We start from the raw sequence: 13885 nt of genomic DNA on the forward strand, positions 1-13885 counted from the left end.
CGGTGACGACCTGGACCAGGCAATGGCTCGGCTCGAGCCTGCGGGGCCTCCCACCGCGTCGAGCGACGAACCACCACCGTCACCGACATCATCACCACCCTTCTGAAGGCTGGCCCGCTGTCGCCCACCTCGGGAACTGTGTCCCGGATTCGGTCACACCCGCGCTAGCCTCGAGAAGGGAACAGCTCGAGCGAGGGACGCGAACGGTGGCAGCACGCAAGGCTCGTCGATGGCTGGTGTTACTGGGCTATGCCGTCTTGGTTGTCATCGCACTATCACCGCCATTCGTATTCTTACTACTAAACGGGGATCTCGTCGCCAAGCTCATCTATTCCACCGTTGTCTTCNNNNGGATACGAAGCCTGTGCTCGGCTGAGTAGTCCTACGGATGCGGAGGTGCAGCGAGGACTGCACTCTAGACCGATGAACCGGCGCAGAACGGGCATGGTCACCACGATCGCGGTCGTGGCGCTGGGGGCGGTCGCGTGCGGTGGGCAGAACGTGATCTCCGAGGGGAATGTCGCCGAGGTCAGGCAGGCACTCGCCACGGCCGTTTCCGGTGCTGCGGCGGTGACTCTGGACCCGAGCGGCGACGGGTTCACGCAGTCCTATCGCCTTCGGTTGCGGTTCACCTCTCCCGCTGTGACCGCCGAAGATGCCCGGGCGGCTGCGCGTCGCGCGGCCCCCGTGGTGTGGGATACCGCCGACACCCGGTGGACGACGTTGTGGGTGGAGACGGGATGCGCTCGCGCGGAGGCGTGCGGCAACGTGCAGCTGACGGTGGACGCCGCCTACGCCGAGGCGGTGTGGGGCGCACCCGCCCACGGCGCGCACCGGCCGGCGATCGACGACGAGGACCGTCGTCGCGCGGCCGCGGCTTCGCACAACGCGACCAGCACCGGTGTCTTCGACTTCGCCCGAGAGACTCCCAGCCCCTTTCCCGCCGGTTGGCACGTCTACGGCCCGAAACCGAAACAGGGCAGCGACTTCGCGTGGCTGGACGTCTACGTTCCGGCGGGAACCGATCAGCGCCGCCGCGAGTCCGGGCTCGCCCAGATCGCCGCGGTCCTGTGGCACGACCAGCCCGGCAACCTGCGTGGCGTCGGCCTGGACGGGACTGAGATCGCCACGACCCCACCCTCCACTGCCACGGTGCCCGGCACCGCGGCTGCCCCGCGTGCGACGTACCGGTACGAGCGCGATGCGGCCGAGCTGCGCCGTACTTTCGGGCCACGAGCGGCGGACCTGGAAACCCCGTGAGGCGTGGCCGGACCGCCACGATGTCCCGCGATACCCGCGATGGATTCGATCTTGGCCGGGGAGGCCCGTCGTAGGCTGTTCGGTGTGGCGAACGACAATGGGGCGTGGCGGACGTTCGGTGAGCGGGTGGTGTATGACAACGAGTGGGTCCGGGTTGGCCTGGTGGATGTCGAAGCGCCGAACGGGGAACGCTGGGACTACCACGTCGTCCACCTCGCACGCATCGCCATCGCGCTCATCGTGAATGATCACGAGGAAGCGCTCATGCTCTGGCGGCATCGTTTCGCCACGAACCAGTGGGGCTATGAACTCCTGGGCGGTCTAGTGGAGCAGGGGGAGCACCCTGCTGCGACCGCAGCCCGGGAGGCTGTGGAAGAGAGCGGGTGGCGGCCGGTCGGCGAACCGACACATCTGGTGAGCTTCGAGCCGCTGCCCGGACAGATCACCGCGCCTGTCGATGTCTATCTCTGGCGCTCCGCCGAGCATATCGGTAGCCCGACAGACCGCGAGGAAACGGGGACGGTCCAGTGGGTTCCGCTGGACCGGGTGAACGACTTGGTCCAGCGCCAGGAACTTCTCGGGTCCGGCACGCTGGTGCCGTTGCTCTATTACCTGAACTCACGCTAGCTGGGCGGGCGGGGCGAGATGTCGATCGCCTTCGTGTCGGGGTGGTAGGTCAGGTCGTAGCGCAGGGCCTGGTAAAGCCGCTGGGTTACGGGTGCGGTGGCGCGGTGGAGAACCGCGCCGATGTCGCCGAGCGAAGTGGCCAGCGCCTTGATCTGGGCGGCGGTCAGGTCGGCGGAGTGCTGGTCGCGGGGCTGGGAGTCGGCGAGCATGCTGATGGTCTGGTCCAGGTGCGGCGGGGTGAACAGGCGAGCAAGCCACGCGTTGAGTGTCGTCAGGAGGACATCCTCCCGGACCTGCACGGTGCGGGGATGACCCGAGCGGGCAACAGCGTCGGGAGAGAGGGTCCGCGCTACACACCTGTAGTAGGTCGGGTGGCCGGCGGTGACGGCGCCGTGCATCTTGCGGCCACAGTTCCCGCAGCGCACCAACCCACGGAGACGATAGGTGTGTTTTACCGTGGTGCGCCGTCGTTCTTGCTTGGCGATGGCCGGGAGTCCGCCGGCGGCGCGGGCTTGGCGCCGGAGTTGGGCCTGGGTGAAGGTGTGCACGCTGACGATCTTCGGATGCGCTGGCTGGTGCGAGCGCACGATCGTGTTCGGTGCCGCACGTGCGAAGCGCATGACGTGGCCCGCGGCCACGTCGTCGGGGTTGATCAGGACTTCGTGCCTGGTCCAGCGGCCGAAGACGGCGTAGCCGGTGTAGCGGGGGTTCTCCAGGATCGCGCGGACGGTGCTGGCAGGCCAGCCGTCGCCCTTGCGGTGAGTATTTTGCTCGGGCCGCCGTGCCGAGGGGCAGGGCACGCCATCCCGGTTCAGCCCTTCCGCGATGGCGCGGTCGCCGTTCCCGTCCAGGTACTCAGCGAAGATCCGGCGCACGACCGCGGCAGCGGGCTCGTCGAGGACCAGTACCCGCAAGCGTCGCCCTTCGGCGGCCTTGCCGGGGTGAGGATGCGGTCCACCGTCGACGACGAGATACCCGTACGGCGCTCGGCCGCCCTGGTGGCGTCCCTCGGTGATCACCTGGGCGTCCATCGCGGCACGGACCCGGGCCTGCACGTGCTGGCGCTCGGCCTCACTCATGCCGCCCAGCACGCTCATCAGCATCGTGTGGGAGGGATTGCGGGCGTCGAACCTGCCGCCGAGCTCTGGCACCCACAACTGGACTCCGTAGGCCGCGATACGCGGGGCGGTCAGTGCGAACTGGGTGCCGAACCAGCACCGGGTACCTTCCCCGACGACGATGCCGCCCCACCCGCGGCGCGGATCTTTCAGCGCGGCCAGGAGACGGCTGGCATGGTCACGGCGTTCCCAGGGCACGGAGCGGGACTGGCCGATATCGAAGAACTCGGCGGCCACGGTGCCGCCCAAGGGCTCGACGAACGCTCGCGCGTTTCCCAGCTGCCAGGCTCGCGAAGTGTCCGGGTCTTGGTGGTCCTCGGTCGAGCAGCGGCCGTAGAACGCAAGCGGCCCGACGGCATTGTCGACGGGAACAGCGCTGTCGATGCCCCGCAGCGCGTCGAATTCCGCCCAAGGATCGATGCTCTCGTCATCGGTCACGTGCGTGTCCTGGCCGACGCTACCGCCGGTTCCTCGTTCTCTATCGCTTCCAGCAATACCGCCAGCAAGGATGCCGCCGCGTCGGCAGAAAGCTCGGGCACCGGTGAGCGCGGATCGGTCACCACCGCGTCCCGGAGAACATCGGACACTGTCTCAGCCTTTCGTTCCTGCTCGGTACCAATGAATGGAGATGCTGAGGGTCCGAGCGCCCAAACGGACGACCCATCGTAGTGAACCCGGAATCCGCGCACCTGAACGGGATGTCATTCCCGTTCAAATTTCCACTGTCGTGGTGAAATCAGCGCCCAGTCCCATGTTTTCAGCGCACGCGGTCATGGGACACTTCGGCCGGGGCTCGGCAAGTGGAGCCCCGCGCCGTGCCACCGGTCACCGAGAAGGGACAGGCGATAGTGGGGGATCGCTGGTATTTCGGGAATGCCGAGGCAGACGGCCGTGATACACGGGGCTGGATACTCGGGCACTTCCTCAGTCCCTCGGAGGGGGTCCGCTCATCGCGGGATGTGGAAATCAAGTGGGGCACCCACGATGCGGGAGAAACGCGTCCCGCGTGGACACGCGGTGACGAGAGAACAACTGCCGTCATCCTGATCGAGGGATGTCTTCACATCGCTCTGACCACAGGGGAAGTCCACCTCCAGGAAAAAGGAGACTACGTCGTCTGGGGACCTGGCATCGATCATTCCTGGACAGCCTTAACGGACGCCACAGTCCTCACTGTCCGATGGCCGTCAACACCACCCTGACGAGCTTCTGACCTTGGCTGACACCGTGCCGTGGAGGAGATCGGGTCGTGGTTCACCCGATCCGTACAGGGGCCTGGCTCGCGAGATGCGACTACCTACTCGTCGTTCGGCGTCATCGAGTAGATGCCAGGACGCGTCCGTGACCTCGGCTTTCTGCAAGTGCCGTATTTCGGCGTTGGCGGTGGCGAATGTGTATCCGATGTCGAGATGGAAATGCGGCGGTTCATTCTTCTCTGGCCTGGCGGGGACAGCGCCGTATTCGATGTAGGCGGGGATCGTTGAGGTGAGGGTGATCGTGTCGGGGTCGACGTCTGTTTCCTCGGTCAGTTCACGTAGCGCGGCGCTGGGCAGGTCGTTGTCCGTTGGTTCGAGGTGCCCGCCTGGTTGCAGCTGAATCCCGTACGCGCGGTGGTCGATGAGCAGGATGTGGGTGCCGCGGCGGATGAGGAGCGCCCCGACGGTGACGTGAAAGGGGAAGGTGCGGCGCGACGCGAAGCCGGCGCCGGTGGCGAGCTGTGCGAGCGGTTCAGCGAGTGCCGCGGCGTCGCCGGGGTAGTGGGTGAGGTAGGTGGTGACGGTGGCGCGGATGTCGGAGTCAGTGATCGGCACGGGACGCTTTCGGTTGTTCAGGATTCGCGTCGCTGTGCCGGGGCGTCGGCGTGCTTTCACGTGGCCGCGGTGGCGACGAGAACGCGGCTCGCGTCAACGACTCGAGCACAACGGGAGCCTGCACTGTACAAGTCGCCGCTGGGCGGAGTGCTCGTGCCACCTGTCCCGGGGGATGCTTTGCCCGAAGGTGTGAGCGCGTGCTGTGTCGTCGCCGGGGAGCCGGTGGTCAGCGGCCGCGGGCGCCATGGAAGGCGGGGATGTGCAGGCGGGTGGTCAAGTTCCAGCGGTGGGCGGCGACAGCTCCGGCGAGGTCGACCGGCGGGCGGAACTGGGTCTCAGCCGGCCTTCGATTCCCAGTGAGGTCGATCGTGCGCTGCTCACGGACCTGTCTGGCGATCTCGGCGTCTACGACCTGAGCCCGGAGATTCGATATCGGCTCCGGGAACGCTTCTGGCGACGGGTCGACGAGACCACGACGCGCACGCCCGATACGCCCTGAGCGCCCTTCGTCATCTGCGCCACCGCTGTTGACGACACGGACGGGGTGCACCCCGATGCCTGCCCGCCAGGGCATCGTGCGCGGAGCGCCTGTGTACCGGTGATCCGGGGACACCCAATGACGCCAATCGGCGAGCGGGATCGCCCATCCGAGGAAACCGCCTGGCTGGAATGCTGTGTGCCATGACCGATCGCGTTCCCGTGTTTCTGGCCGGTGTGCCCGACCTGAACGACGTCGTGAACACCGTCGTGAACCTGCACCGGGAGCACGCCGATCTGCGCGGCCGCATCATCGCCGCGGAAGACGACTACCTCCGCCGGATCGCGCAGGCACACCATGCCGGGCTGCTGGATTGGAAGGGCCTGATCAGCGCCTACGAACAGCTTCGAGCCTGGAGCAAGGACAACGGGCTGGGCACGTTCCGGGATCGCTGGGAAGCCCGCATCGAGTACGACCGCGGCACCCTGTCCCGTTACGCCGGGGCGATGCCGAATGCCTCCGACGGAACCACGTGGACCGGGAACACCGGTTTCGACGAGATGGACGGCACGAGCTGCCCGCAGCGCGGCATGAACGTCGCGTTCGTGCTGTTCCGCGGCGGTCAGACACCGGTCTTCATCGGCTTCACCCACCAGTTCCGCAACCGGCTCAAAACGCTCGACAAGGAGGGCTTGATCTGGGAATCCTGGCTCGCCCAGCTCTGCGACGCCCGCCAGGAGGCCGTCGAGGTCAGGCGAGACCTGGTGAAGCGCTACGGGGAACCGAATATCGCCGCCCGGCCAGCGACTTCCAGGTAGCCCGTCCGGGCGCTACCTGACGATCAGCTTGAGCGGCGTGGCGGGAAACGCGACGACGATGTTCGTAGCGAGGCGTGGCGGTGAGAAATCGTCGCCCTACGGGGGATGCGTCACTTGCGGCCATGGCTCGATTGTCGGTCAGTTCGTCGACTCAGGCGGCAGCGCTGCACGCCCTTTCGCTCAGCCGCCGTCATGACGGCGGCTGAGCGTCGGCGAGATCTGCTGAGGGGCCTACGTCAGACGTGGCGCCGATGTTTGTGCCTTCAGCGACCGGGAGCCGTGCCGCCCGACGCGGCTGGCTTCAGGTGAGCCAGCCGTCAAGGTCGGTTCCGGGCAGGACGTTCCGGATGCCGGTTCGGAGGCGAGGGACGGGTGAGACCGGACTCGGTCCGGTCCGTGACCGCGAGGCATGTGTACAGCCCGGAGGGAGCGGACCCGGTGGAGGCCCAATCGCGATCGACTGGGCAGACTGACGAAATCGGGGTATTGTCCTGCCCGACGCGCGATTGTTCCAGCCGCCACTTAGGCTGCGATCCGCCACTCTTCCTGCGACAGGGGAGAGGGGAATCGATCACCTAAAGCAATACCGGGTGTTCTACTTGACATAATCTATGTTATCGGCGCTTCGGCAGGTCGGTTGAATGCTAGCCTGCTCGACGAAGCTTAATGCGACTGCCTTCACGACGCTTGCGCACCCCCAATCTCTCGATAATTGTGGGCAGAAGACCACCAGCAAGCCCACCGAGCACGCCTGCAACAAATAGATTTCTCTGACCTTCCGACTCGGATTTCATATCAGTCATGCTTACGCTAACTTTAAGGCCATTTTGCGAAAACCAAGAAAAATACGGTTCCTGCTCAGGAAGCACGGAAGAGTAGTCAATCTTGTACCCCTGGGGAAAAATGCCATCTAGATCAACCCGCTGACCTTGTTTTTCCGATTTTTTCAAGTCGGCCGGACAGTCAAGCTGAAGGGACTCCATGACAGGGTTTACTCCCAGCGTCGAAATATTAACGCTTTTATCGATATTGCAAGAGACGGGAGCATTGATCTTTGGCAGTGAAACTAAAATTCGAGAATTCTCCCTGGAAACGATTTCCGAAGACAGTTTTCCCTCAACGTGGAATACTGGAGTGAGCGGGCTCAACGGTACCGGTCGGATTCTATTGTCAATTCTCACAAGAAAATTGAACACATTGTCAGGTCCTGCCGAGTGCCCAACTTGCGTCCCAAGCAAAACGCCGTAGTCGCCGTAGTTTTTCGGCCATTGACTTCCGGAAAATTGAACTATCACATATGATTCCTTCTTGCTGGCCTCCACCTGACTTATGTCGAGTCTAAAGCTGCCGTCAGGTTTAAAGGTTGCCCTTTGCATCAACGGAAGGTCGGGGGATGCGAATACCCTGACCGCAGGCTGATAGTTAGAACTCCAAGACTCTTTCGATTCAAACCCTTCGGGAACAGTGGGCATTCCAGGCTGCCCATCTTTATATAGCGCGAATGCAACTATACTTAATGCTACAACCAATCCAATTAGTGCCGCCGACAACGAATTGGCGCGAAGTATTGCAAGTATTTTTCTGTCAAATCTTTGCTCGCGTGGTTCTACTTGCACTGCCACATTCGGCACGGGTCGCCTCAGCGAAGACGGCCGTCGGACCGTGCCGGTAGGCCAGTTGGTTCTCGGCGTCAAGTGTCTTCTTTTTCCGCCTAGACGTCGTACGTTTACAGGAGACGTCAAACTCTTGGATGCAGGCAGATTTCCTTCTATGCGCCCGGACTGTCGGCGCATCCTATTGATCAACAGACGCATCAACCGCTGTCGCAACTGAACCACGGCGCAATGTTACAACATGCAATCACCAGGAGCAACGAATCGCGTTTGCCATTAGTTCGTCTTTGCTACGAGCGCACCCTGTTTCATGCATAATGAGCATTATGCATGAAACACGAAATCCTGATTGGCAAGGCGGAACGGAGCACTGAAAGCGCCACCGCCGTAGGCCAGGTGTGGCCGAATGCGCGGATGCTGACCGTCGAATATTCACCCTCATCCGGGCATATGGCGTGCCGTTGCCCGTTTCATCGCCGACGTCGTGGCATATCCAGTCAGCTAATCGTCGCGGGTCAGCAGACGTAATTTTTGTGCGTGACGCAGAGCGTCGGCTGCGCCTAGCGTTCCCGCAGCGACTTCCTGTTCTAGTTGCTCTACCATTCCTTTTTCAGCCAGCAGATCGATCAGCGTGGTGGCGGCGTTCCAGTTGCCGTTGTCGGCGAGCTTACGCAGCGGCTCCAGATCCCCTTGCATGGCTAGCAGTTCAGCCAACCGCAGGATGGCCGTTACGTCGCCGTTGTCGGCGAGCTCACGCAACGGCCCTAGATCGCCCCGCTCAGCCAGCAGATCAACTAACCGCGCGCTGGTGTACTCGTCGCCGTTGTCGGCGAGCTCACGCAACGGCCCCAGATCGCCCCGCTCAGCCAACAGAACAGCCAACCGCGCGCTGGCGGACACGTCGCCGTTCTCGGCGAGCCCACGCAACGCCCCCAGATCCCCCCGCTCAGCCAACAGATCAACTAACCGCGCGCTGGCGGACACGTCGCCGTTCTCGGCGAGCCCACGCAACGCCCCCAGATCCCCCCGCTCAGCCAACAGATTAACCAACCGCGCGCTGGCGTACTCGTCGCCGTTGTCGGCACGCGCACGCAGCGCCCCCAGATCGCCCCGCTCAGCCAGGAGACTATTTAACCCCGCGCGGCCGTACCGGCTGCCGTTGTCGGCGAGTTGTTGGTACAGGGTGAGGGCTTCGTGGTCGCGGCCGCGGCGGTCGGCGTTGTCGGCGAGGCGTTCGGTGTCGTCAGGGTGGTGGTGGCGGGTCAGAGCGTGCCAGGCGGTGTCGGGGAGATGTTCAGTGCGGCGGACACGGAGGGCGTGCTGGTGGAGGTAGTCGGCGACCTGGTAGCCGGTGATGGCCCCCATGCCGGCGGCGACGGGGCAGAGGGTGGCGGTGGCGCCGTGCAGTAGTTCGGTGGCGTAGTCCAGCGCACTGTCGAGCCAGTGCGCTGGCGGGGTGGCTTGCTGTCGATTGGTGAGGTAGCCGGGTGCGGCGCCTTCGAGAAAGTCGAGGGTCAGGGGTGCGTGGGCGCCGACGCGGCGGGCGTCGAGCGCGGCGGTGATGACCGCTTTGGCGTAGGTGGGCGCGTGGTCCCAGTGGCGGATCAGTTCCGGGCCTGCGGCCATCACCTGGGTGAAGCCGGCGTCAGGGGTGTCGAGCGCGACCCGGATCCGGCGATCGGTGTGGGCGAGGTCCTCGGCGCGGCGACGCTCGTGTGTGCTGAGCGTTCCGGGCACGGTGAGCACGTCGGCCAGGCCGAGCAGCCGCCGGTCGTTGGCATAAGGGGCCGGTTCACCGTCGGCGGGCAGCGCGACGCGTCCGGTTCGTTCGCCGGGCCAGCACGTCGCCACCAACACCACGCCCGCCGCGATCATGCCGCGGACCTCACCCGCTGGCACGCCTCCTGGGTGGTCGAGGTAGTCCTGCAGCTCGTCCAGCCACACCACCGTCCGGCCCGCCGGGTGTGCGGCGAATTCCCGCAGCACGTCGGCACCGCTGGGGTGCAGCAGCCACCAGTCCGGCAGCACGGTCTGCACCGCCTCGAACAGCGCGCGGGTCTTGCCCACCGAGGAATCCCCGGTCACCAGGACGAATCCGCCCTGCTGCCCGGCGAGCGTAATTTTCGTACGCAGGTCGGCATCGAAGTCGCGCGGTACATATGGCGGCAACTCGTGCTGACCGGACAGGGTTTGGCCGTCCCGGGCTGGCTGGTCGACGTGGATCGCGGCGTGCACGCCCAGCACCCGCGGCCGTGCGTCCCGGACCCGCACCGCTCCCGGCGGGCGCTGCTGGTGGGAGTTCACGACGCGATCCAGCGCCTGTAGCCACGGCCGCTGCGCCTCCTCCCCCGGCAGGCCGCACGCCGCGAGCCAGGTCTCCACCGTTTCCCGCTGCGGCAAGGATTTCGCGTTCTTCAGGTGGCTGGCAGTGGAACGCGGAAGAGCCCGCTGCCGCCCGCCTGGCGTCGTCAGCTTCTGCGCGGCGTCAGCTAGGCCTTGCAGTGACAAGTTCCGGTCGCGGCGTAGCTGATCAAGCGCGTCGGCCAGCTGGCGCAGCGTGGTGATCTCCCCCGGCTCCATACTGGCCACTCTCCTTCCCTGCGGCGGCGGTGAGAGTCCGGTGGAGTCCACCGAACACCGTCGGACACCGTACTCAATCTCTTGGCGCCACCACGTCGTTACTGGTCACCCTGCCCCGTGCCCCCGTCGCGCCCCGCATCGCCGTTCGAGTGTGTCCGGACCCCGTGCCGGACCCCGCTCCTGGCGTTGAGGCTGATCAGCAACACAGGCGAGCACGGACCGGCCGGGCTCCCGACCTTCGAGAACAGGACCTAGAGCATGTGGACGCCGCTGATCACCCTCATCGCCCTGGTACTCCTCACAGCCACCGGTGCCGCCGCGGCCGTGACACTCACGACGAAGCACCCCGGGCGGGCCCACCGCGCCCTAACCCTGCTCAAAATCCTGATCGGCGCCATCCTCGGCAGCAGCGGNNTTCACTCAGCCCGGCTTCTCCAGCCCGTTGTGGCAGGCCTCCTCAACGCCTCCCAGCGCGTCGACGCGGGGACGGCGAACCAGCTCGCTGCGGCGGCGCCGCGCTTGTCGGAGTTGAGGGACATGGTTGGCGCCCCCTTCCCTGCTTGTGAAAAGCTTTACAAGCGGTCGCGGACACTTCCTGATTGGGTGCGTTCCGCTGGATGCGCACACGTCGCCGTCGAGGGTCAGGTCGTCGTGTGCCCGATGACGCGGTCCTCTCGTCCGAAGATGATCACTCTGTGTCTCTATTGTCGGCACTTGGCTTACCAGGGCACTATTGTGGCACCGGTAGACTGAGGCGCGACCCACAAAGCGGAGGCGCACGTGCACTGTGGAACCTGTTGCTTGACACTCAAAAAGAACAAGGACGGCACAATCCCAAAGCACTACTTGCTAGATTTCCCGAAACTGCTGGGATGGGCACAGAAACAGTGTCCAGGATCAGGTGGAACGAAGTTCTCCGACACGGCCCCTGGCGGTCGATGTCGACGCGAACGCAAGAAATATCCATGTCCAGTATGCAGCCAGAGGCACAGCCTCAAAAAAGATGGCCGTTTTCCCGCCCACAATGCGAACGGCAAAGAATGCCCAGTTTCTCGGGACAATCGCTAGCCGCTCGTCATGTAACGATTTCATGCATAGTGTTCATTATGCTTGATGACTAACCCCGGTATGCGCCGATTCTGACGTCGACCATTCACGCTCAGCAGGACATTATGGTGCATCATTGATCGTTTCATCGCCGACGTCGTCGCGCATTCAGTCAGCTAATCGTCAGAGGTCAATAGGCGTGACTGTTGTGCGTGACGCAGAGCGTTGACCGCGCCTACCGTTCCCGCAGCGACTTCCCGTTCTAGCTGCTCTACCATTCCTTTCTCGACCAGCAGATTAACTAGCGTGGGAGCGGCTCCCAAGTTACCGTTGTCGGCGCTCTCCCGCAGCGGCCCCAGGTCCCCCTGCTCGGCCAGCAGGCCAGCCAACCGCACGATGGCGTATTCGTCGCCGTTGGCGGCCCGCTCGCGCAGCGGCTCCAGATCCCCCCGCTCAGCCAGCAGACCCACCAACTTGCTGATGGTGTACTCGTCGCCGTTGGCGGCCCGCTCGCGTAGCTGCTCCAGGTCCCCCCGCTCGGCCAGCAGGCGAGCCAATCGCACGATGGCGTGCTCGTCGCCGTTGTCGGCCCGCTCACGCAGCTGCTCCAGGTCCCCCCGCTCGGCCAGCAGATCCACCAGCTGGATGGAGGCTCTCCAGTTGCCGTTGTCGGCGCGCTCCCGCAGCGGCCCCAGATCCCCTCGCTCGGCCAGCACCCAAGCCAACCTCACGATGGCGTGCTCGTCGCCGTTGGCGGCCCGCTCGCGCAGCGGCCCCAGATCCCCCCGCTCAGCCACCAATTCAGCTAACGCCACCATGGCGTGCTCGTCGCCGTTGTCGGCTCGCTCGCGCATCGGCTCCCAATTCCCCCGCTTGGCCAGCAGCCAAGACAACCGCATGATGGCGTGCTCGTCGCCGTTGGCGGCCCGCTCGCGCAGCGGCCCCAGATCCCCCCGCTCAGCCAGCAGATCCACCAACTTGTTGATGGCGTACTCGTCGCCGTTGGCGGCCCGCTCGCGTAGCTGCTCCAGGTCTCCCCGCTCGGCCAGCAGCTCAACTAACCGCTGGTGGCCGTGCCAGCTGTTGTTGTCGGCGAGTTGTTTGTACAGGGTGATGGCTTCGTGGTCGCGGCCGCGGCGGACGGCGTTGTCGGCGATGCGTTTGGTGTCGTCGAGGTGGTGGTGGTGAACCAGGGCGTGCCAAGCGGTGTCAGGGAGGTGTTCGGTGCGGCGGGCACGGAGGGCGTGCTGGTGGAGGTAGTCGGCGACCTGGTAGCCGGCGATAGCTCCCATTCCAGCGGCGGCGGGGCAAAGGGCAGCTGTGGCGCCGTGCAGGATCTCGATCGCGTATTCCATAGCGTCGTCGAGCCAGCGTGGCGGCGGGGTGGCCCGCTGTCGGTTGGTGAGGTAGCCGGGTGCGGCGGTTTCGAGGTAGTCGCGGGTGAGGGGTGCGTGGGCGCCGACGCGGCGGGCGTCGAGTGCGGCGGTGATGACCGCTTTGGCGTAGGGGGGTGCGTGTTCCCAGTGGCGGATCAGTTCTGGGCCTGCGGCCATCACCTGGGTGAAGCCGGCATCGGGGGTGTCGAGCGCGACCCGGATCCGGCGATCGGTGCGGGCGAGGTCTTCGGCACGGCGGAGTTCGTGGGCGCTGAGCGTGCCGGGAACGGTGAGCACGTCGGCGAGGCCGAGCAGCCGCCGGTCGTTAGCGTAAGGGTCCGGTTCACCGGCCGCAGGAAGCGCGACGCGCCTGGTGCGTTCGCCGGGCCAGCACGTCGCCAGCAGCACCACACGCGCCTCGATCATGCCGCGGACGTCCCCTGCCGGTACGCCTCCGTGGAAGTCGAGGTAGTCCTGCAATTCGTCCAGCCACACCACGGTCCGGCCCGCCGGATGTCCGGCGAAGTCCCGCAGCACGTCGGCCGCACCGGGGTGTAGGAGCCACCAGTCCGGGAGCACCGTCTTCACCGCTTCGAACAGCGCGCGGGTTTTCCCCACCGAGGAGTCCCCGGTCACCAAGACGAATCCGCCTTGCTGCCCAGCGAGGGCGATCTTGGTGCGCAGGTCGGAATCGAAGTCCCGCGGCACGTAGGGCGGCAGCTCCTCCTGGTCGGGCTCGGCTGGTCCGTCTTCGACGGGCTGGTCGACCTGGATCGCGGCGTGCACGCCCAGCACCCGCGGCCGCGCGTCACGGACCCGCACCGCTCCCGGCGGGCGCTGCTGGTGGGAGTTCACGACGCGATCCAGCGCCTGCAGCCACGGCCGCTGCGCCTGCTCCCCCAGGACGCCGCATGCCGCCAGCCACGTCATCGCTGTTTCCTGTTGTGGCACGGACTTGGCGTTGATCAAGTCGCTGGCCGTGGTCTTCGGCAGAGCTGGTTGCCGCCCGTTCCTCTTCGGCAGTTCCTGTGCGGCGTCAGTCATGCCTTTCAGCGACAGGCCCCGGTCGCGGCGTAGCTGATCAAGCGCGTCGGCCAGCTGGCGCAGCGTGGTGATCTCCCCCGGCTCCATACTGGCCACTCTCCTTCCCTGCGGCG

General features: G+C 65.4%; 10 protein-coding genes. 4 read left to right on the forward strand and 6 right to left on the reverse strand.

What is annotated here, in order from left to right:
- Positions 1-423 precede the first annotated feature (423 nt).
- Complete coding sequence (locus tag BS329_RS42545) at positions 424-1260, forward strand: hypothetical protein (RefSeq protein ID WP_143253036.1); 837 nt, start codon at positions 424-426, stop codon at positions 1258-1260.
- A gap of 84 nt (positions 1261-1344) precedes the next feature.
- Positions 1345-1887 carry an NUDIX hydrolase gene (locus BS329_RS15215; RefSeq protein ID WP_076161475.1) on the forward strand — a complete coding sequence of 181 codons (543 nt, stop codon included), beginning with the start codon at positions 1345-1347 and terminating at the stop codon, positions 1885-1887.
- Here BS329_RS15215 and BS329_RS15220 read toward each other — a convergent pair.
- The 3 genes from BS329_RS15220 to BS329_RS15230 form a co-directional block, all read right to left on the reverse strand.
- On the reverse strand, positions 1884-3443 hold the full coding sequence (locus BS329_RS15220) for a recombinase family protein (RefSeq protein WP_076161148.1): 1560 nt from the start codon (positions 3441-3443) through the stop codon (positions 1884-1886). The two genes, BS329_RS15215 and BS329_RS15220, sit on opposite strands and share 4 nt — an antisense overlap.
- The gene (locus tag BS329_RS43345; protein ID WP_158075785.1) at positions 3440-3592 is read right to left on the reverse strand and encodes a hypothetical protein; all 153 of its coding nucleotides are present in this window, start codon (positions 3590-3592) and stop codon (positions 3440-3442) included. Before BS329_RS43345 ends, BS329_RS15220 begins: the two co-directional genes overlap by 4 nt.
- Positions 3593-4192: 600 nt before the next feature.
- Positions 4193-4816 carry an NUDIX domain-containing protein gene (locus tag BS329_RS15230; protein ID WP_084749745.1) on the reverse strand — a complete coding sequence of 208 codons (624 nt, stop codon included), beginning with the start codon at positions 4814-4816 and terminating at the stop codon, positions 4193-4195.
- Between the two features lie 286 nt (positions 4817-5102).
- Here BS329_RS15230 and BS329_RS15235 point away from each other — a divergent pair, with 286 nt between their 5' ends.
- Positions 5103-5315, forward strand: coding sequence for a hypothetical protein (locus BS329_RS15235; RefSeq protein ID WP_076161150.1), 213 nt, complete (start codon positions 5103-5105; stop codon positions 5313-5315).
- A gap of 182 nt (positions 5316-5497) precedes the next feature.
- Positions 5498-6112, forward strand: a complete 615-nt coding sequence (locus tag BS329_RS15240; RefSeq protein WP_076161152.1) for a hypothetical protein — start codon at positions 5498-5500, stop codon at positions 6110-6112.
- A 644-nt stretch (positions 6113-6756) separates the two neighbouring features.
- Here the strand turns inward: BS329_RS15240 and BS329_RS42550 are convergent.
- From BS329_RS42550 to BS329_RS15255, 3 genes are all read right to left on the reverse strand, one after another.
- Entirely contained in the window at positions 6757-7743 is a 987-nt protein-coding gene (locus tag BS329_RS42550) for a hypothetical protein (RefSeq protein WP_143253037.1), read from the reverse strand.
- Between the two features lie 483 nt (positions 7744-8226).
- Positions 8227-10305 (reverse strand): hypothetical protein, encoded by a 2079-nt coding sequence (locus BS329_RS15245; protein WP_076161155.1) that lies wholly within the window; start codon positions 10303-10305, stop codon positions 8227-8229.
- 1223 nt (positions 10306-11528) lie between these two features.
- Positions 11529-13868 carry a hypothetical protein gene (locus tag BS329_RS15255; protein WP_143253038.1) on the reverse strand — a complete coding sequence of 780 codons (2340 nt, stop codon included), beginning with the start codon at positions 13866-13868 and terminating at the stop codon, positions 11529-11531.
- Positions 13869-13885 lie beyond the last annotated feature (17 nt).

It is taken from the genome of Amycolatopsis coloradensis (assembly GCF_001953865.1).
GTDB lineage: Bacteria > Actinomycetota > Actinomycetes > Mycobacteriales > Pseudonocardiaceae > Amycolatopsis > Amycolatopsis coloradensis.

What these genes read in the sequence shown, in the direction of transcription:
- BS329_RS15245 (WP_076161155.1), bottom strand. Translation starts at nt 10,305, where the DNA reads ATGGAGCCGGGGGAGATCACCACGCTGCGCCAGCTGGCCGACGCGCTT.
- BS329_RS15240 (WP_076161152.1), top strand. Translation starts at nt 5,498, where the DNA reads ATGACCGATCGCGTTCCCGTGTTTCTGGCCGGTGTGCCCGACCTGAAC.
- BS329_RS42545 (WP_143253036.1), top strand. Translation starts at nt 424, where the DNA reads ATGAACCGGCGCAGAACGGGCATGGTCACCACGATCGCGGTCGTGGCG.